The organism is Coleofasciculus sp. E2-BRE-01, assembly GCF_040221695.1.
Taxonomy (GTDB): Bacteria; Cyanobacteriota; Cyanobacteriia; order Cyanobacteriales; family Coleofasciculaceae; genus Coleofasciculus.
Genome location: NZ_JAVKEA010000158.1, coordinates 1 through 21106 on the forward strand (window position 1 = coordinate 1; position 21106 = coordinate 21106).

At 46.1% G+C, this 21106-nt stretch carries 13 protein-coding genes and 1 pseudogene; 7 read left to right on the forward strand and 7 right to left on the reverse strand.

The genetic code is table 11. From position 1 onward, the window contains the following. Positions 1-139: 139 nt before the first annotated feature. From RIG66_RS19530 to ppk1, 5 genes and pseudogenes are all read left to right on the forward strand, one after another. Positions 140-571, forward strand: a pseudogene (locus RIG66_RS19530) (transposase); the annotation flags it as partial. Positions 572-1186: 615 nt separating this feature from the next. Further along, on the forward strand, positions 1187-2293 hold the full coding sequence (locus tag RIG66_RS19535) for an RRXRR domain-containing protein (protein WP_446380409.1): 1107 nt from the start codon (positions 1187-1189) through the stop codon (positions 2291-2293). 80 nt (positions 2294-2373) lie between these two features. Continuing rightward, entirely contained in the window at positions 2374-7203 is a 4830-nt protein-coding gene (locus RIG66_RS19540) for a tetratricopeptide repeat protein (RefSeq protein ID WP_446380410.1), read from the forward strand. A gap of 215 nt (positions 7204-7418) precedes the next feature. Beyond that, positions 7419-8459, forward strand: coding sequence for an L-histidine N(alpha)-methyltransferase (locus RIG66_RS19545; protein ID WP_446380411.1), 1041 nt, complete (start codon positions 7419-7421; stop codon positions 8457-8459). A gap of 316 nt (positions 8460-8775) precedes the next feature. Then, a complete protein-coding gene (ppk1, locus tag RIG66_RS19550; protein ID WP_446380412.1) occupies positions 8776-10923 on the forward strand; it encodes a polyphosphate kinase 1 in 2148 nt (715 codons plus the stop codon). Between the two features lie 147 nt (positions 10924-11070). Here the strand turns inward: ppk1 and RIG66_RS19555 are convergent, their stop codons facing one another. From RIG66_RS19555 to RIG66_RS19570, 4 genes are all read right to left on the reverse strand, one after another. Then, the gene (locus RIG66_RS19555; RefSeq protein ID WP_446380413.1) at positions 11071-12375 is read right to left on the reverse strand and encodes a pentapeptide repeat-containing protein; all 1305 of its coding nucleotides are present in this window, start codon (positions 12373-12375) and stop codon (positions 11071-11073) included. A 216-nt stretch (positions 12376-12591) separates the two neighbouring features. Next, the gene (locus tag RIG66_RS19560; RefSeq protein WP_446380414.1) at positions 12592-12942 is read right to left on the reverse strand and encodes a ribulose bisphosphate carboxylase small subunit; all 351 of its coding nucleotides are present in this window, start codon (positions 12940-12942) and stop codon (positions 12592-12594) included. Positions 12943-13020: 78 nt separating this feature from the next. Further along, a complete protein-coding gene (gene rcbX, locus RIG66_RS19565) occupies positions 13021-13407 on the reverse strand; it encodes a RuBisCO chaperone RbcX (protein ID WP_446380415.1) in 387 nt (128 codons plus the stop codon). Positions 13408-13492: 85 nt separating this feature from the next. After that, positions 13493-14923: a form I ribulose bisphosphate carboxylase large subunit gene (locus tag RIG66_RS19570; RefSeq protein ID WP_446380416.1), complete on the reverse strand. Its 1431-nt coding sequence runs from the start codon at positions 14921-14923 to the stop codon at positions 13493-13495. A 639-nt stretch (positions 14924-15562) separates the two neighbouring features. Here RIG66_RS19570 and RIG66_RS19575 point away from each other — a divergent pair. Both RIG66_RS19575 and panB read left to right on the forward strand, forming a co-directional pair. Further along, complete coding sequence (locus tag RIG66_RS19575; protein WP_446380417.1) at positions 15563-16690, forward strand: ligand-binding sensor domain-containing protein; 1128 nt, start codon at positions 15563-15565, stop codon at positions 16688-16690. Between the two features lie 194 nt (positions 16691-16884). Then, positions 16885-17664: a 3-methyl-2-oxobutanoate hydroxymethyltransferase gene (gene panB / locus RIG66_RS19580; protein WP_446380418.1), complete on the forward strand. Its 780-nt coding sequence runs from the start codon at positions 16885-16887 to the stop codon at positions 17662-17664. A gap of 547 nt (positions 17665-18211) precedes the next feature. On the opposite strand, the gene RIG66_RS19585 is transcribed toward panB, so the two are convergent. The 3 genes from RIG66_RS19585 to RIG66_RS19595 all read right to left on the reverse strand — a co-directional run bounded on the left by RIG66_RS19585 (position 18212) and on the right by RIG66_RS19595 (position 21063). Next, entirely contained in the window at positions 18212-19507 is a 1296-nt protein-coding gene (locus tag RIG66_RS19585) for a hypothetical protein (protein ID WP_446380419.1), read from the reverse strand. Positions 19508-19569: 62 nt separating this feature from the next. Next, positions 19570-19701, reverse strand: coding sequence for a hypothetical protein (locus RIG66_RS19590; protein WP_446380420.1), 132 nt, complete (start codon positions 19699-19701; stop codon positions 19570-19572). Between the two features lie 609 nt (positions 19702-20310). Then, complete coding sequence (locus tag RIG66_RS19595; RefSeq protein WP_446380421.1) at positions 20311-21063, reverse strand: cistern family PEP-CTERM protein; 753 nt, start codon at positions 21061-21063, stop codon at positions 20311-20313. Positions 21064-21106: the final 43 nt, after the last annotated feature.

Consider the following 21106-nt stretch of genomic DNA (forward strand, 5'->3'; position numbering starts at 1 on the left):
GTTGAGAAAAATGATTATTCAGAGGCTTGAAGGCGCAACACACTGTTCTGTGCAACTAGGGGTGAATAAATGGGCTTAAATCCTTGTCTGGTAAGGTTTCTGCTATTCGCAATCGCGCCTTTCGTGAGAAATGCGGGATTACTACCTGACCAATGTGCAAGACCCCCAATTGCTTTCCCCTCAACAGGTTTGTGAGCTTTACCGCCGTCGTTGGCGAGTGGAGGAGGCTTTTTTATTAACTAAGCGTTTGCTGGGATTAGCTTACTTGTGGGTAGGTGGCTCTAATGGAGTCCAGATTCAAATTTTTGCCACCTGGATATTTTATGCCGTTCTTAATGAATTGTGTTCTCAAGTCGCGGTAGCTCTCAATCAACCCAAAGAGCGTATCTCAGTCGAGATGGTGTTTCGAGGCTTATATCATTTTTCTCGCGCTGTGCTCTGCGGAGCGAGTACCGATGTCGTGAGTTATTTGGTTGATCATTACAAGCTCTTAGGTTTAGTCAAAACTGAGCGCAAGCGGCATCGAGACAATGCCGCTCGCTCAAAAGAAATCTGGGCTTCTTCTGGTTAAGTTGACACCAATGACCGACGTGCGCCCTATCACCAACGTGCGCTTACCCGTTTGTATCATCAGGGATTTTGTTGGGTTTCCTTGCGTTTTCCCAAACTAATATCGCATTAATGTTAAGGTCAGGGCGGGTTTTGTTGAAACGTTATCAGTAATCCAAAAATTAAGCGTCTAAACCCGCCCCTACATCGGATAAAATCGGATAAAACATCGCACAAAAACAGAGAATCAATCGAATTACCAATCCACTCATAATCTTCCCATTATTGCCCAATCCGTTAAATCACTCTGCGCCCCTCTGCGCCAACCTCTGCGTCCTCTGCGTTAAAAAAACATAACACCCCAACACCTCAAAATCATCTACAATCAGACTAAGCATCAGGACGGATTGACCTTCAACAACCCTAATCTAGCTATCGCTTGAGATTAGGGATTGCCAGAGACAGGACTGGCAACGCAAGCGTTGAATAGACCGCGCTCGCCGTTAACTGATACGCACTTCCGAATACTTCCCCAGTTCGGATCAACTGCAAGCCTACTTGTTTAGGCGCTTTAAGAGAGGACATTTTGTTAACGGTGGTCGAGGGGACGTACAACTTACACGAGAGGCTTATATCCATGATTCGTGTACCAGTTTTATCGCCAGACGGTAAACCATTAATGCCAGCTAAAGCTAGCCGCGTTCGGCGGTGGCTAAAAGCTGGTAAAGCTAAAGTCACCCATAACGACTTAGGCATCTTTCAAGTCCAGTTAGTTAACCCGCCATCGGGGGAGGAAACCCAAGATATTGTGGCTGGAATTGATCCGGGAAAGCTATTCACGGGGATTGCGATTCAATCAGCCAAAGCTACTCTGTTTTTAGCCCACCTAAATTTGCCCTTTAAAAACGTGACCAAGCGGATGACCCAACGGGTAATGATGCGGCGCGGGAGACGAGGGCGACGGATTAACCGTAAGGTTTCCTTTGATCAACGCAATCACCGCCAGCACCGATTCGATAACCGCAAAGGTCATAAGATACCCCCCAGCATCCGGGCTAATAAACAGTTGGCGTTGAGGGTAGTACAAGAGTTATCAAAGGTCTACCCATTCACAGATGTGGTGGTTGAGACGATTAAAGCCAAAGGCGACAAAGGGTTTAGCCCCGCTATGGTTGGTCAATACTGGCAGATTGAGCAGTTAGAAGCTAACGGCTATACCGTCCACACGCAGGAGGGATGGCACACATCCAACCTGAGACAGTACCTCGGTTTACCTAAATCCAAGAATAAGGCTGAGTCCTCACCCGCCGCCCATGCCGTTGATGGTATCTGCACAGCCGCGTCTCAGTTTATGCGGTATCGCCAGATCCAGGGCATAAGTGGCACCTTCTTAGGGTCTATCGAAGTTACACCGTGCCAGTTTGCGGTGATTAGTCGCCCTCCAGTGTGTCGCCGCCAACTACACCTAATGATTCCCGGCAAGGGAGGGAAGCGGCGCAGTTACGGTGGCACAGTTACCCGCCACGGGTTCAGGAAGGGCGATTATGTCAAAGCGGTTAAAGCAGATATCACTTACTACGGTTACGTTTCCGGTGACACCAAAACCCAAGTTTCGGTTAGTGACGCTAATTGGAAACGGATAGGAAGGTTCACCACCTCCAAAGTTCAATTGTTGCAGCGAAATACCGGATTGGTGTCAACAGTTGGATTGTCAAACCTTACTACATCGAGTAGCGTGGTTTGACCTCTATCCCCCTCCGGGTTGCTTACGCGCTACGCGCACGCTTTTCGATCGCTGAACCCGGAGTCCCACGAGGTAAAGCGATGGCAATCGACATTCCCCCCATAAACAATCTAAATCAACCTGACCAGGAAACCTTAGACGATTTAGCCACCACCCTAGAATTATCCGACGGGACAACCATTGTCTTTGCCATCGCCCCCGAAAGCGCACCCAATCATCCCGTCGTCGAACAATTAAAATCCGTCCTCAACCCCGATGAATTTCAGGTTGAGAACTTCTTTTATAGTCAAGAGTCTCTGATTGCGTTTCTCTATGCTTTAGACAAGAGAATCCCCGTTAACCCAGACGCAAAAAACGAATCCAAACGTCCAGTCATCATGGCGTTTGGGATTGAACAATTACCTCGCCCCCGGATACTGAAGGAACTGAAACGATTGAATCTGGGGCGAGAGGCGCTGTTTTCACGGGAGATTGTCCTAATATTTTGGCTGAATAAGCGGGATTTTATCGAGACGTTTCGCAGTTATGCGCCGGATTTTTGGGATTGGCGGGAAAAGGTGGTGAAATTTACAACTCGTCCGCCGTTGAATTCCCTACTTTATCCCTATTTAGAAAATTTAATTGCCGAGAATTCCTATCTGAAAATGAGTGGCGTGATGCAAGTACAGCGCCAGGTTGATATTTTTTTAGACCAAGTTTATGTGTCCCTGCGGGCAGAACGTCAGCAGCAGGTGACAGAAATGAAGGGGGGGAGTAAGTTAAGTTTTGAAACACAGAAGTACGCCGAGATTGGCGCAGAGAGTCGCAAGGGGATGGAGTTTGCGCCGTCGGAAATGACGACAAAGACGGTGACACATAAGGTGGATTTGGCGGAGGCGGTGGGGAGGTGTCACTATGGTGTGATTTTAGGTGATCCGGGGGCGGGAAAAACCACGCTTTTGCGATATCTGGCGCTGCATTTTGCCATGGCGCAACGGGATGGGAAGGAGAGGGTTTTGGTGGAAAATGTAGAGACGTACCATGGTACGTCTGGGAATGCAGGAAATCAGGAAGAATTGTCCCAATCTTCAGTCATCAATCCTGAATCATTGGGGAATACTCGTTTCCCGGTGTTTTTACGAGTTGCGGATTATGCGGAACGGTTGGTGAAACAGCCAGAGTTAAGTTTGTTAGCGTTTCTGGAAGAATTTTATCAGCAGTGGGAAGCGGATGTTCGGGATGTGAACGATGAATGTAGAGACGCGCCATGCTACGTCTCTACGCTGCTGTGTGAAAAGATGCGTCAGGGTGAATGTTTGGTGCTGCTGGATGGATTGGATGAGGTTTTTAATCAGACTAGCCGTCAGCAGATTGTTAAACAAATTGAGGCGTTTGTTACCGATTATCCCGATAACAACTATGTGATTACCAGCCGGATTGCTGGCTATCAGGATGTTAAATTAGGCAGTCGCTTTACCCAGTTTACCATTACTCAGATGGAATTTGAGCAGGTGGAGCGATTCCTGCGTCGCTGGTGTCTGGCGATAGAAAAAGCGCAGAAACCGGATGAAACAGAGGAGGTATGGCGACGAGAGGCGGAGAAAGAAGCTGAGGAACTGCTGGAGGCGATTCAAGAGAATGAAGGGGTCAAACGCCTCACCGGAAATCCCCTATTATTAACCATTTTGGCATTAATTCATCGCAATGGGTCGCGCCTCCCGAATCGGCGGGTGGAACTGTATGCGTTGGCGGTGAAAACGTTGATTGAAGATTGGCAATTGAGTAAGAATTTACCGGATGCGTCGCAGGTAGTGCTGCGGGAAAGTGAGGTCATTGAACTTTTAGCACCCCTGGCGTATTGGATGCATGAAGAGAAACCATCCGGGTTAATTACCCAAGCGGAAGCGGAAGCACAGTTAGCGGAAAAATTGGCAGAGTTAAATGATGAAGACGCGGAAGCGGATAGTGTGAAAAAAACCGTACAGGAATTTTTGCGGCGGGTACGGGAAACCACTGGGTTATTTGTCGAACGTGCGCCCAATGTTTATGGGTTTATGCATTTAACCTTTGAGGAGTATTTTGCCGCGCGGTATATTGCTGATAATGACGTGAGTGAGATTTTGGAGATTATCCAGAAACACCAGGATGATCCGCGTTGGCAAGAACCAATTTTATTGGCGTTGGGGTATTTGGGAATTCATAGTCCTAAGCAGGCTAATAAGTTAATCAATATGATTTTTGCAGACATAATTAATTTTCCTGATCTTTTTAACAAATGGTGGAGAATAATCATGAATTTGTCTGCTAATGTTTTTTTTGATAAGAGAGGTAATAGCAGAGAAAAAGTATTGCTTCTTGTGCGTACATTGATATTGCCCTTTATGTTAACTTTAATAAAAAGTGAAAATTATTTATCTTCTAACTATTTAATGTTGGCTTGTCAAAGCTTATCAGAAATAAAATTAAATCCAAAAAATAGTGAAAATATAATCCGAAAGATCGTATTAATTTATTTATTTTTTGGGGGTACTAAATATAACTACAAACAGAAAAAGCGGCTACCGAAAAAAATAATTAAAATAGCTGATAATATTTTTAATGATAATTCGATTTTAATGAATGCCGATCAATTTACGTATTTTTTAAAGCAAAAACCGATCAATGAAATAAGACAGAAGATATTGAAATACATACGAAAAATCGCAGTAGACACTGGAATACCAAAAACCATAAGAAATAGAGCACAAGTCTGTCTAGTAAATATTGCATTTGACAAAAGCGGCATAAACTTAGATGACTATGAACTAAATAATAAAAACTTGTTTTCCGATGAGGACTTTGGATTAATTTATTCCACATTGGGTGAAAATTATTATAAAGCAAATCAATATAAAGAAGCAATACTGTATCATGACCAAAGCCTTAAACTAAATGAGCAATTAGACAAACAGCAGAACGTTGCCACTCAGTGGTACAACTTAGCTGATTGCTATAGAGCTTGGGGACAATATGCGAAAGCAATAGAGTGTCAACAGAAGTGTTTAGCCATTTGCCAGCAGCTAGATGACCAACCCAGAATCGCTTTAGCCTACTGTCAGCTAGGTTTGATGTATCAAAGTTGGAAAAAATATGAGGATGCGATCGCACATCACCAACAAAGCCTTGAACTCTATGAACAATTAGACAAACAGCAGGATGTCGCTAATCAATGGTTTATACTAGCTATTTGCTATCAAAACTGGGGACAGGATGAGAAAGCCATAGAGTGTGAACTAAAAGATTTAGCCATTCGCCAGCAGCTAGATGACCAACCCAGCATTGCTTTAGCCTACTGTCAGCTAGGTTTGATGTATCAAAGTTGGAAAAAATATGAGGATGCGATCGCACATCACCAACAAAGCCTTGAACTTTATAAGCATTTAGACAAACAGCAAAATGTCGCTGATTTGTGGTTATGGTTAGCTGATTGCTATCGAGACTGGGGCAAATATGAACAAGCTTTTGATCATGGTAATAAAGGTTTAGAAATACGTCAGCATCTTGATGAGCAACCGAGTATAGCTAATGCTTACTATCGAATGGGTAGAATATATCAGGATTGGGGTAAATATGAAGAAGGGATCGCACATTACCAACAAAGCCTTGCACTCTATGAGCAATTAGACAAACAGAAGAATGTCGCTAATCAGTGGTACAGGTTAGCTGATTGCTATCGAGACTGGGGACAATATGAGAAAGCGATTGAGTGTGAACACAAGGATTTAGCCATTCGCCAACAGCTAGATGACCAACCTCGTATCGCTTTAGCCTATTATCAGTTGGGTAGAATCTATCAGGATTGGGGCAAATATGAAGACGCGATCGCACATCACAACCAAAGCCGTGAACTCTATGAGCAATTAGACAAGCGAAAGGATGTGGCTGATTCGTGGTACTGGCTAGCCGCTTGCTATCGAGACTGGGGACAATATGAGAAAGCCATAGAGTGTGAACAAAAGGATTTAGCCATTCGCCAGCAGTTAGATGATCCATCAGATATCGCTTTAGCCTACTATCAATTTGGTAGAATCTATCAGGATTGGGGAAAATATAGAGATGCGATCGTACATTACCAAGAAAGCCTTTCACTCTATGAGCAATTAGACAAACAGCAGAATGTCGCTAATCAGTGGAACTGGCTAGCTGTTTGCTATCGAGACTGGGGACAATATGAGAAAGCCATAGAGTGTGAACTAAAAGATTTAGCCATTCGCCAGCAGCTAAATGACCAACCCAGAATTGCTTTAGCCTACTATCAATTGGGTAGAATATATCAAGATTGGGGCAAATATGAAGACGCGATCGCACATCACCAACAAAGCCGTGATTTATACCAGCAAATCGGTCACAATGAACGCACAGCTAGAAGTTACAGATACATTGGCAAAACCCAACGCCTCCTCGCCCAGACTACCCCCGACACCACCGCCGCCCTCACCCTCCTCAGCCAAGCGGAAGAAAACATACGCCAAAGCATACAAATTAATACCAAAAACGACTACAAAAAGAACCTGGGGTATGATTACACCGCCCTCGCCCTCGTCTACGCTGAACGCTTCCATCAACTCCCGGCGGACGATTCTAACTTATCAGAACAAATCAGCCAATTTCAAACCAACTACACCCTCGGTTTAACCCACTTCCGCCAACTCGGACAAACGGTTGATAGTGCGGAAGAAACCCTAGATATCGCCCGCGCTTACTTACGAATTAACCCGATAAAATGGACAGGATGCACCGAATCTAGAGACGAGACATCGCACATCTGGGAACCCCTAAACCAAGCCGAAACTCTCACCCGCGCCGCCCTGGAAACATTCCAAGCTTATAATCGTGGTAAACTGCAAGCCGCCGCGCAGCAACTCCTGGAGGAAATCCACCAGCGAATTTAGTTTGTAGTTGCGCTTTAGCGCCATAAACCTCTGCCGCAACACCTCCCAACCCCAATTGAAGTTCGTAGTCAGAGCTTTAGCCCTTAATTTAAAATAAGGGTGCGTTAGCGAAGCGTAACGCACCCTACGTATCATTGAAATTTTGCTTGCTATTTAATGGTGCAAGTTGTAACGTTGATGCACTAAAGTGCTTACTACAAACCAGGGAAACATCAATGTCTAACTCTCAGCAAAATCCTATCCTTCACACAGCCCAGCCTAGTGCCGAATTTTACTCGATTTTCTCAGATGCCGAAATTTTAGATATCATTCAAACATTAGCCACCCGACGCGAAATTAGCCTCAAATATTCCTACAAAGGTCAAGGCGCAACCATCTGGGATAAATTTTATCTCAACTATCTGCGTCCGCGCTGGTATCGCCCCGTTAATCGGGAAATTGCCCTGTTAAACGATAATTTTGAAATCATCACCCGCAAAATCCCAGCCGTCAACATCACTAATCTCATTGATGTCGGCGCGGGCAATTCCTATCCCGTCAAACAATTTATCCGTCGGCTGCATCGCTTCGGCAAAAACACTCGATATATTGCCTTAGACATTAGCGATGACTTACTCAAACTATCCCAGCGAAATATCAAAAAATGGTTTCCTAATATCGAGTTTATCAGCGACAGGATTGACATCGAAAGTAATTCATTATCCCAAACCTTGTCAAACCATCAGGTTAACCTAAAAACTGATGACACCGCCCAAATCATTTTACATTTAGGTGTAACCATGGGTAATCATCACAATAGAACCGCCGTCCTGCAAAATTTTAGAGATAGCATGGGCAAACATGATATCCTCGTCTTCACTAACGAAATTGGTTCTAACTGCCAATGGGATGGAACGGTGAGAGGGGGATTAAAGTATCATGTGGATCAAGTTTATGCTTGGGTGAAAACTGCGCTGGGGATTCAAGCTGAAGATTGTGAACTGGTGCGAAAGTATGACCCTAAAACTGATAGTATTGTGGCGACGATTAAATTTCGTCAGAACTATCGGATAAATTTTAGGTTAATGGGAGAGGATAAATGTCTTGAAATTGCTGAAGGTGAAGAGATTACGATTTGGGGACAGCATAAGGTTGAAATCCCTGAATTGGTGCGAGAAATAGAACAGGCTGGACTCCAACTTATCCACTACAAAACTGACAAATATTCATCGAATATTATGGTAGTTTGTGAGATTGATAAGCTGTCATGCCTTTAAATTGGGTATTATAGCGCTACGCGCTAGGCTTTCTTGCAATAGGCAATAGTGAAGAAAAACACTGCTCATCAAGGGATTGACCCTTCGACTTCGCTCAGGGTCAAGCGATTTAAATTTTTCTTCTTTTGTCCTAACCTTAGAGCAAGATGCTCAATGTAGTGAGCAAGATGCTCACACTACGTCCTGGCGATTCATCTGGTCGGTCAATCAGAGATTCGACCGTGAGGCTTAGATCCGATAAGCTGATAGTATTTATACTGACATCCTACCCGCGCCAGAAAAGGCGAACGGATGGTGCGCCGTTTCCCTAATAATCATGGCTAAGAAATCGAAGACAACGACCGAGGTTAGTCTGAGAGACCCTAAATACTACTTCAACCGGGAACTCAGTTGGTTGGAATTTAACGATCGCGTCTTGCATGAAGCCCTCGATTCCCGAACCCCACTGCTGGAACGCTTGAAGTTTCTGGCGATCTTTAGTTCAAACCTGGATGAATTTTTTATGGTTCGGGTGGCGGGTTTGAAGCAGCAGGTGGAGGCGGGGGTGACATCCCTAACTGCCGATGGTCGCACACCTAGCGATCAATTGGATGGGATTAACCAACGGTTACTCCCCATGGTTAAGGAACAACATGAACATTTTGAACAAATCCTGCGACCATTATTGGCAAAACAGGGGATTTACCTGCTGGAGTACATGGATTTGAACTCCGAACAGCGGACTTATTTGCAAAACTACTTTGAGGAGCAAATTTTTCCGGTTCTGACACCGCTAGCGGTTGACCCTAGCCACCCGTTCCCCTATATTTCCAACCTGAGTCTGAATCTAGCGGTGGTGGTCAAAGATCCTGAGCAGGGCGAGGAATTTTTTGCCCGGGTGAAAGTTCCTAAAGTCTTACCTCGATTTGTCGCCCTTCCCGAACCGTTGCGAGAACGGCAAAAGGGAAAACCTGCCCTCTGGATGGGCGTTCCCCTAGAACAGGTAATTGCCCATAATTTAGAGTTTCTGTTTCCAGGGATGAATATCCAAGAATATCATCCGTTTCGGATTACTCGCAATGCCGACTTAGCCGTCGAGGAAGATGAAGCAGATGACCTACTTTTAGCCATTGAAGAGGGACTGCGGAAGCGACGCCTAGGGGGTTCAGCCGTCCGCATGGAAATTCATGCGACTGTACCCGGAACCTTACGGGAAACGCTGATGCGGGAGATGGGACTCCAAGACAGTGATGTCTACGAAATAGACGGCTTATTGGGACTAGGGGATCTGATGTCGTTTATGGGATTACCCCTACCGGAACTCAAAGACACACACTGGACACCCGTCATGCCTGTCGAGTTGCGATCGCTCTCTGGGGAAGACGATAGCGAGGACTTCTTTAGTATTATTCGCCAACGGGATTTATTTGTCCACCATCCCTACCATTCCTTTAGCGGTACAGTACAGCGATTTATTACCCAGGCGGCGGATGACCCAAACGTACTGGCGATTAAAATGACACTCTATCGCACCTCTGGCGATTCCCCAATTGTCAATGCTTTGATTAAAGCGGCTGAAAATGGCAAGCAGGTGGCAGTTTTGGTGGAATTAAAAGCCCGTTTTGATGAAGAGAATAATATTCTCTGGGCGCGTAAGCTAGAACAAGCTGGGGTTCATGTGGTGTATGGGATTATTAAGTTAAAAACCCATACCAAAATCGTACTGGTGGTGCGTCAAGACGAGAAGAGGATTCGCCGCTATGTTCATATTGGCACGGGAAACTATAACCCGAAAACAGCCAGAATTTACACGGATTTAGGACTCCTAAGCTGTCGTGAGGATTTAGGGGCAGATTTAACCGATTTATTTAATTTTCTGACGGGATACTCTCGCCAGCGCTCCTATCGCAAGTTATTAGTCGCTCCCGTGAATTTACGCGATCGCATGACGACGATGATTCAGCGGGAAATCGAGCATTGTCGCCAGGGAAACACAGGGCGCATTGTTGCTAAAATGAATTCTTTAGTCGATCCTAAGATTATCGCTACCCTCTACGAAGCCTCCCAAGCTGGCGTACAAATTGATTTAATTGTCAGGGGAATTTGCTGTTTGCGTCCTGGTGTCGTAGGCGTTAGCGATAATATTCGCGTAATTAGTATTGTCGGTCGCTTTTTAGAACATTCGCGGATTTATTACTTCTATAATCAGGGTGATGAAGAAGTTTATATTGGCAGCGCTGACTGGATGCGTCGCAACTTAGATCGACGAGTTGAGGCGATTACACCGATAGAAGATCCAGAGATTATCAAAGATTTGCAAGAAATCCTAGCCATTATGATGGCAGATAATCGCCAAGCTTGGGAATTACAACCGGATGGACGTTATATCCAACGTCAACCGGAGGATGCGAAAGAGCAATGCGCTCAAAAGATTTTCATGGAGATGGCGAAGGAATCAGCAAAGGAGGCGGCGGGAATGGCTTAGTTAAGTAGGTCGGTGGAAATAAACCAAACTATGTTAATTTATGTGAATGTTACTCAAACCCTTACGAATGACGAATGACGAATGACGAATGACGATCTCCGCCGTTAACTTTAATTGTCCCCACCTACTTAGCTTAGTTTTAGTTCTTCAATTCCAGTCTTCAATCGCAGGCAGTAAAATCTTGCTCAGAGGATGCTCAATGTACTCTTGCAGTCTGGTAATTCCGGCGCTTTGTACCGCTTCTATCACCTTAGATTTTAGAGAACGATTACTCTCAATCTGTTTAATCGCGGCGGCGACAGCAATTACTTTTTCTAATGGTGTACTTGTCGGACAAGTTTGGCTCAATTCCTGCAAAAGTTGCTGAATTTCTGCGGCGACTTCTAACCATTTAGGTTGGGAAAGATTCTGATCCAGTTGTTCTAGAATTCGGTGAACTTCCGATACCGCCTGTTGTAGATTCGGTGGGATAGTCGGGCTTTCACTTTGGGAAGGAGACGGGGGACTTGGGTCTGTTCCCTGGGAAAGGCTAGGCGTTACGGTATCATAAACTGGCGGTTGAATGTCTACTTTGATCGGCGGTGCGCCAGTCGTTGCGGTGTAATTGACAGGCGGTTGGTGGGGCTGTTGGATTTCAACTTTTACCTCGGGTGTACTAGCGGATACATTCGGGTTTGGGATTGGAGAAGCTTGAACTGGAGCAACCTCTGGACTAACTTTGACTTGAACAGTGTTAAGATGCTGACGCCATAACTGAGTAAACTCTCCCGGAGCAAAACTACCCTGATTGGGATGGCGTTGTTGTTGACCCGTTTGCAAGTAAATATAATCACAAATTACTTCGTCCAAGTTGGTAGCGCTGTTGATTTGCCAGTCCTGCAAACAGGTTCCCGTTAAGATAGCTTTGTTAAAGTTTGCCGATAAGACTTGGGTTTTTTCTAAATTGGCTTCACTGAGATTTGCCATCCGCAGATTCGCTTCACTTAAATTTGCCACTTGCAGATTCGCTTCACTCAAATTAGCACCACTGAGGTTAGCCATCCGCAGATTCGCTTCACTTAAATTTGCCCCACTGAGGTTAGCAATTCTCAGATTCGCTTCACTCAGGTTAACCGCCGTAAGATTAGCATCAATAAAGTTGACTAAGGTTAAATAAGCTCCGTTTAAATCCGTACCCGTCAGGTTAGCTAGATTTAGGTTAACCCCTCTCAGGTTAGCCCCCCGGAGATCGGCGCTCCTGAGATCTGCACCCTGGAGATTTGCATCACTGAGATTTGCCATCCTCAAGTCAGCATTCTGAAGGTTCACCCCACTCAAGTTTGCTTCATTGAGATTCGCTCTACTTAGCTGTGACTGACTCAAATCGGGTACGAGTTGTGGATTCTCTTCCCGCCACTGATTCCAGGTTTCTACGCCTTGTTTGAGCAAAGCCGCATGTTCTTCATTTGCCATTGACTGTAACCTCTTCACTTGCCCTTTTGTCGCAGCTTAGCTCAAGAAAACAGTAACCTACAAGAGTCTATAGACGCGCCATGGCGCGTCGTTGTGACGTACCCAACGCTGAGCGAAGCCGAAGCGTGGGCTTCTGATGCCTTGAATAAGACGCTAAAAAAAGAGAGGTAATCAAACCTCTCCTTCCTATCTCAGCAGATTTTAAGCCTTTGCGACTTAGTAGTAACCTCGGCTACGACCACTTTCACCGGGCTTATAGATAATAAAGCTCAAAACTTGGCACTGCTTAATGTTATCAAAACCCACAACGCGGATAAAATTGTCGCGATAGTCAGAGCGACAAGCATCTACCTCAGCCATAACTTCTTTAGGCGAAGTGGCGTTGAACAGGGGCAGCTTCCACATTGTCCAGTAGTGCTGTTCGGGTTCAGAGGTTTCGCTAAATTCGATCGCGGGAATATAACCCTGATCCAAAATGTATTCAATTTGGCGGACAATTTGCTGATCGCTCAGAGGCGGCAAATAGGACAAAGTTTCGTAACGACGCTCTTTCGGTAACGTTTGCATGGGGTTTTTCTGTAATGGTTGTGTTTTTGACGTCCGGGTATGCCAACAGGTGACAGAAGTACCCGGTTTAATGGTTAACTAGGTGTCCGAATCAGCTTGCTGTTCGGGTGAGGCTGGGTCAGATAGACTGAGTTGCGTGATTCGTTCCAGATACTGACGGCGATATTCCATATTCGACTGCTGAATGTTACTGCGAACTATTTCTGGTAAGAAGTCTGTCACTTCCTCAGCTAGAAGCTGTCGCACCGTCATAATCCGAAACGCCAGTTCTTGTTTTTCCACCAGGAGTGCTTGGAGATAGGCATCTCCATCTTGAACTCCTTGGTTTGCCGAAAAAGAATGCAGCCACAGCGCCTGGGGGGGGTCAGTTTCACCCAATTGATCCAGGACAATCCGCAGTGCTTGGTATGTCATGTAATTGGTAAGCACTTTGGCTGTATCTTTGGCAACTCGTTTTAGATCCATAGTCTGATCCCAGCCCTCTAACAGTTTGAAGTATCAATGATGAAGTATGAAGTTCTACACTTCATACTTCACACTTCATCAGGTATCAGACGGTATCAACCGCTTCATACTCGAACTTGATTTCTTTCCAAAGTTCGCAAGCGGCGGCTAATTCAGGACTCCATTTAGCGGCTTCGCGGATCACGTCGCCACCTTCACGCATCAGGTTGCGTCCTTCATTTCGGGCTTGGATGCAGGCTTCTAATGCCACACGGTTAGCCGTTGCACCAGGAGCATTACCCCAAGGGTGACCCAGAGTACCACCACCAAATTGCAGGCAGGAATCATCACCAAAGATTTCCACCAGCGCTGGCATGTGCCAAACGTGGATACCACCAGATGCCACGGGCATTACACCGGGCATTGATGCCCAGTTTTGGGTGAAGTAAATACCGCGTTCGCGATCGCGCTCGATATGATCTTCCCGCATTAGGTCAACAAAACCCATGGTGATGCCTTTTTCACCTTCGAGCTTACCCACAACGGTACCAGAGTGGAGGTGGTCACCACCGGACATACGTAAGCACTTAGCCAGCACCCGGAAGTGAATACCGTGGATCTTCTGACGGTCAATTACTGCGTGCATCGCCCGGTGGATGTGCAGCAGTACACCGTTGCTACGGCACCATTTTGCCAAGGTGGTGTTCGCGGTGAAGCCACCCGTCAGGTAATCATGCATGATGATTGGCGTACCCAGTTCTTTCGCGAACTCAGCCCGCTCCATCATTTGCTCACAGGTGGGGGCGGTGACATTCAGGTAGTGACCTTTCACTTCACCAGTTTCGGCTTGGGCTTTTTCAATTGCCTCTTGCACAAACAGGAAGCGATCGCGCCAGCGCATGAAGGGCTGGGAGTTGATGTTTTCGTCGTCTTTGGTGAAGTCTAGACCGCCGCGCAGACACTCATAAACGGCACGACCATAGTTCTTCGCTGACAGACCTAACTTGGGCTTAATCGTGCAACCCAACAAGGGACGCCCATACTTGTTCAACTTATCGCGCTCAACCACGATACCGTGAGGCGGTCCTTGGAACGTCTTCAGATAAGCCACGGGAATCCGCATATCTTCTAGACGCAGGGCTTTGAGAGCTTTAAATCCAAACACGTTCCCCACGATGGAGGTCAGCATGTTGGTAACCGAACCCTCTTCAAACAGATCCAAGGGGTAGGCGACGTAGCAGATATACTGATTATCTTCGCCACGAACTGGCTCTACTTCATAGCAACGACCTTTGTAGCGATCGAGGTCAGTCAACAAGTCTGTCCAAACCGTTGTCCATGTCCCGGTGGAAGACTCTGCTGCTACCGCCGCACCCGCTTCTTCCGGGGGAACTCCTGGCTGCGGAGTCATGCGGAAAGCTGCCAGAATATCTGTATCTTTAGGAGTGTAATCCGGAGTATAATACGTTAATTTATAATCCTTGACCCCGGCATCATACCCAGCTTTCGACTGAGTTTTTGTTTTAGCGTAAGACATGTTTTCCTTCCTTAGGAACTACTGAATGTTGCGACAGGCTAACTCCATAGACATTATTAACGATTTTACGCCCTTAGTTAAGCCCTAAAATCGCTAAAATGACTCTGAAACTTAGCCCCGATTGGGTGCATCCCCACACCCAACCTGCTCGTGTTGGTTTTTGGTCTCTGAATTACCTATTATCCGCCATTTTGGGTCAAAAAACTTGACTGAGCCAAGACATTTTTTTATTAAGCGGATCGGGCAAGAGCTATTATCCCACATCACCAAACAAACGATTGCTTGACGTGGGCTTCTCTTCCCTTCTGGCTTTAGCTAATCTGGCAATTCATTTCACGCCAAGTTAAACAACCATAGCGTGTTAGTGAAGCAGCACGTCATGCAGCTCCTTGCCAGACCCGTTAAATTTTCAGCAACGTTGTTAATATACCAAAGAATTCAATAAGTTTAACTTCAAATATTCTTGAGAATTGTATAAGGTACTGTTATAAATCAACGAAATGTAAATTTATGTTAATTTTTATTACAAATGAACCCATTCGGGACATATTAAGGTAGAGATTCTATAGTCGAGGCTGTACCATCACTCTTTAATATAGATATAGATCTCGAAAAACTACCCAAATCGTCTCAGACACCATGGCGTCTTTGAATGCCCCGATTCGTCTTTTCCTCGGTGCTACTCTGCTAGGGTTAGGGTTGTCTTTGACTAGACTCATCTCTCCTTTAGGGGGGGAACCTGATCCGACCCTAGCGCTAGCCCAAGATCCCCTAGCTCAAACCAACCTGGGGACAGCCCCTGACTATAGAGGAGCGCCCCCTCCTCCGGGTGGCGACCCCTTACCCCCCGAACGCTTGCGACGCGAAGTCGAACCCCTACCCACGGATTTTCGCGTTCCCGCTTTGCAACCCGACTATACAGGAGACCTCTGGGTGGGAACCTACTTAGGATTATCCCGAGTTGACCCGAACACCGGACGATTGAAAGCTCGAATTGATTTACCCAACTACACCATTGACGCCCTAACCCAAGACCGGGTTGGACGCATTTGGCTGGGAACGTATGAAGGGTTGTTACGAGTCGATCCTCGGAGTAACGAAGTTACTGCACAAAACTTTACATTACCCTCAAATCGGGTCTTATCCTTACAAGTTGATCGGCGCGGGTATCTCTGGGTAGGAAGCGATCGCGGTTTGGCATTGATTAGTCCTGACAAAGGATTATTAATGACCACAGTGCAAGAACTCCCCGGCGTTAGCGCCAATGCTTTGACATTAGATGAAGACGGTCAACTGTGGGTGGGTACATTAGCCGGATTAGTGCAAATCGATACCGCCAGCGCTTTTATCAGTCGGCGGGTTGGTAATCTACCCGGAACCATTGTCCAATCCCTAACCACAGGACCCGATGGTAAGCTTTGGGTGGGTACTCCCAGTAGTCTGTTAGTGATTGACCCCAATAATCCCTTTGCTGAACCGCGTTCGGTGACACCCTTACGGGGGCGTAGTGTAACAGCGGTGCGCTTTGCTCTAGATGGGAGTGTTTGGGTGGGTACGGAAAGTGGCTTATTAAAAATCCGAGCGGAAACGGGAGCGGTATTGGGTGAACTGTCGAATCTTCCCTCAGACTATATTCTTTCCCTGTCCCCAGATGTAGGGAATAAATTATGGGTGGGAACGACGGAAGGGCTAGCCTGGGTTAGCCTATCCACGGGTCAAGTCAGACCCCATTTAGCGTTTGTGAAGAATCCGCCAGAGACGTTTTAGTGATTGGTCATTGGTCATTGGTCATTGGTCATTGGTCATTGGTCATTCGTCATTTATTTGGGAAGTCATCATTCATAATTTAGACGGGGCGGGTTTAGTTCCGGTAGTGGTTTGAGTTTAAACATTATCGATAAAACCCGCCCCTACAGACGCGCCATGTCCGACTAGCGAAGCGAAGGATCACAATTCCCCCAATGGTCAATATCCAGCAACTGAAACAATGGAAACAACAAGGGCGTCCGTTGGTCGTCTTGACCGCTTGGGATTATGCGATCGCGCAATTATTAGATGCGGCGGGAGTGGATATTATTCTGGTTGGAGATTCCTTGGGAATGGTTACATTAGGGTATGAGACGACATTACCTGTAACCTTGGACGAGATGCTGCACCATGCTAAAGCCGTGCGTCGGGGTGTAAAACAGGCATTCGTGGTGTGCGATTTACCCTTCTTAAGTTATCAGGAAAGTCTCCAACAAGCCATGCACTCGGCGGGTCGGGTATTGAAGGAAACCGGGGCGCAGGCGGTAAAGTTAGAAGGCGGACATCCAGCCCTAGCCCAAACGGTAGCCCACTTAACGGCGGCGGGAATTCCGGTGATGGGTCATGTGGGGTTGACACCGCAGTCGGTACATCTGCTCGGTTATCGTCAGCAAGGGAAAACAGAAGCAGCATCGGAGCGAATTTTAGCCGAAGCGATCGCGCTTGAGCAAGCGGGTGTTTTTGCCCTAGTTTTAGAGCATATTCCGGCGGATTTGGCTAGGAAGATTACACAAACTTTAACCATTCCCACTATTGGGATTGGTGCAGGAGTCGATTGTGATGGACAGGTATTAGTCACCGCAGATTTACTGGGACTTTCGGAACGTCAGCCACCCTTTGCCAAAGTCTATGCGAATTTGCGGCAAGTGATTACTCAGGCGGTGCAAGACTATAGTCATGATGTGCGAGAGCGACAGTTTCCGGAGGGAAAATAGTTGACTTCTTACTTAGTCCGCGCAGGCGGACTACCCTTCGGGAAGGCTTCGCCTATGTTTGTCTAGCAGCGATTTCAATCGCCTCCTCTTGCTGTTCCCTGTCAGGAATTGTAGCGGTTTGTTCCGCCACCTGTGCGAGTAAGCCTTGAGGGGTGTCCGTTTGCGTCAAACTGGCTAAGGGTAATAGTCCCGGATGTTCCCCTTCGCCAACTAATTTTGGCGTATTGATCAGGCTTTTTTGTCTGGACAGATGAAACAGCGATCGCTACTTCTCGTTTGATATCAAATCCGCTCTGAAACCCAAACAGGAAATACCTCAGCAATAGTTCTACAGACTTAATAATAAAAGTAGTGATCGGGTATAAGGTTTATTCTAGATTGTTGCTTCTTCCAGAAACACGCCACAATTTCGCGCCGCTTCAGCCAGTCTATTATCGATACTTATTTTCTTCTACTTTACCCATGAATGGGACTATCGGATCACTAAACTAGGATTAGGTGTATGTTAACCTACAATAAGGTTTTCTGCTGTCCCTGACATTTTTTCCTAGGATTTCTTTAATTGAACACCATACCAATTGAGGACGGCTAACCATATCATTGATAGCAATCCCGCCAGACTCAAGGTTAATCCACTATAGGGTACAAGTAACCCTAAAATCGGTAACACCATACCCGCGATCGTACATAGTACCGCCGCCAGTGACGCTTGGCGATCGTTTCCTAATCCCCAAACCAATACCAACACCACTAACGAAATTCCTGTCCACGCTAACCTTGCATCAATAACCCGGCTAAAATAAGTCAAGGCTAGCAAACTAGCAAAAAATACACCCCCGGCGATCGCAACATTCCGTATACTCAAGGGTAGGGAGAGATAGAGTAACAATATCCACCATAAAAATAATCCTGGCGCTAATAGCAACAGACGCGGAATTACCCCTGTATTCGTAATCGGATTGGTTGCGGTAAACACACCGAACGGATTGCGAACCGATACATTATCCTCAAACACCCAAGTAAACACTGTCCCCTCTCCCTGATTCTGCATCTGGGTGGGTATAATGCCACTGGCAAAATCCGCTTGGGAAAAATTAGCATCAATGGTGAGGCGAAAATTAGACAGTAACTGTCCCCCTGCATTGTAAACCCAACGTGGTGCGCCTTGGGCTTGGTACGTTACCTGAAATTCCGTCTCTTCCCCCGGTTCTAAACGCAAAGGAAAACTATAATTATTTGGATTCGTTGGTTCGAGTCGCTTCCCCTGCTGTTCGACTCGGAAATTTTGCAATAATGAATAACCGTAGGGTGGCGAAATCTCAAAAAATAGTTCTTGCGTTTCTGCTAGAGTATTAGTAACCTGATACGTAGCCGTAAAGTCAATCTGGTAATGATTCGTCTGATCCTGCCAATTGCGGATTTGATCAATTGTCACCTGAATCTCAGAACCTGCCAAGGCTAACAAGCGACTGACTTTCTGTGTATCCTCCACCCGAACAATTCTGTCATTAATTTGTCGATTGTAGGTAAACGGTTCTTCTACCATATAGCGAACTTGCGGCGCAGATTGTTCCAACCGTTCCCCCGCCACAGTTGCTGCAATTTCCGCCACTTGTGCTTGTTCCCAATGGTGGTAACGATTTCCCAAGGTGGAACAGAGAAAAAATCCTGCCACTAACAGAATAATCACCACGATTCCATGCAGCAATACCCGTAAAAGTTGAGAATAGCGGACAACCCATTCACCAATAAAAATAGCTTGTTCCGGTTGAGTGCGGCGCAATGCAGCACCAATCATGGCAATGACAATTCCTAACGCGCCAACGAGTAAGCTGTCATGCATTTAAATTGGGTATTAGTAGCGAGCAAGATGCTCGCACTACCATCCTTTCGTCATTATTGACATTAAGGTTTAAATGCCGAACAGCTTAAGGCTAGGGTTAGGAATGAACTGAGTAACTGTTCTCCAAACTGAATTAACTCTTGAGGATGAGTGAGATCAGGTAAGCCGGGAATACCTTGGGCAGTTTGATTCATTATTATACAATTCCCACTGTGAGTCGTCATTGGCATCTGGTGCGAAGACGACTGATCCTCCTTTAGAGTTTCTATAGCAGTAGACACATCGATTAGGACAAACGAACTGTTGTAGAGACGTTGCATGCAACGTCTCTACCAAATGATGCATCCTAACCGCTATGGCGATTGCTATACAATAGGAGAATTCATTGGGCGACCCGCCGAATATAATTAACACCACCCAATCCTTAATTAGGGTTTACTGCACAACCCAAAAACCATTAGCCATCAATACTTTGAGTAGCATTGACATTGGCTCATCTTCCAGGAAAGAGAATAAAACTCATCAAAACCCTTGCACCACTATCACCGAAAATGTACCCTTGCTCCCCCGGCTTCCCCGGCTTCCCCGGCTTCCCCCGCTATCCCCTCACCACAGCACTTATTCAGCAGCCCCTAATTATGTCGGGTCGCCCTCCGTCGGTTATCATCTGAAACCGCATACCTTTAGACGGGGGCGAGTCTATATAGGTTAATTCTCGCACCGAACATTTGTGCAGCGACTCGCCCCTACACCCTACAGGTGGTTATGTTTTTACAGCATTGCAGTTAGAATTCAACAATTCCTTATCGAAGATGACAATCTTGACAATCCTCCTCTGCCCAATCCTTGCTACCCCCTGGTGCTACAGTAACCGTATAACCTGTACCGCTCAAATCCTCAAGTCGTTTTGTCCCCGCTAAATCAATACTTTGATACCGGACTCCGAAGTTATCCAGATCAACCGTTTGAGTCGCGGAATTTAAAGTCAGCGTTGTCGAAAAATCACCTATATTTCCCGTAGTTACTCCGCCGCTTTTCCCGCCTCGGCAGTTGCTTTTTTGATCGCTATAGCAGACATCAACGGTTCCATCCCTGCCATCGAACAATTTTTTACCTAAATTTGCCTGTTGAAATAGGGGTTTTGATGCATCGTTAATTGCCTGAATACTTGCACCAATTAAAGTTTCACTGACATCAAATCCAAACCCAGATGTCCGACTTTGCAAAATGTTTGGATCAGATGTATTACTAAGCTGAACGTCGAATGTTACTTCTGTCACCTGCTGGGTGATATTGTTAATCATCCGAGTCACGGTTTCAAAGCCCGCTACTTTAAACAGCGCTTTGGACGACAACCCCTCTGTCTCTTCTCCATCTATCTTACCGCCTAAAAAAACGGTGAAGGATTCACCAATATCAGCCGCACTAATATCTTGAACACGGCTACCGCTAATCGTTATCGCTGTCGCTGAAGGGGTTGCGACTGAAAACGCGGTAGTGGCTGACAGTATCGCGAGACCCCAGAATGCCTTAGGCGCAATATTGAGTAATTTCATTCTCCGTTAACCTCAAACTCTCTTTTACCTTGGGATGTCTGAA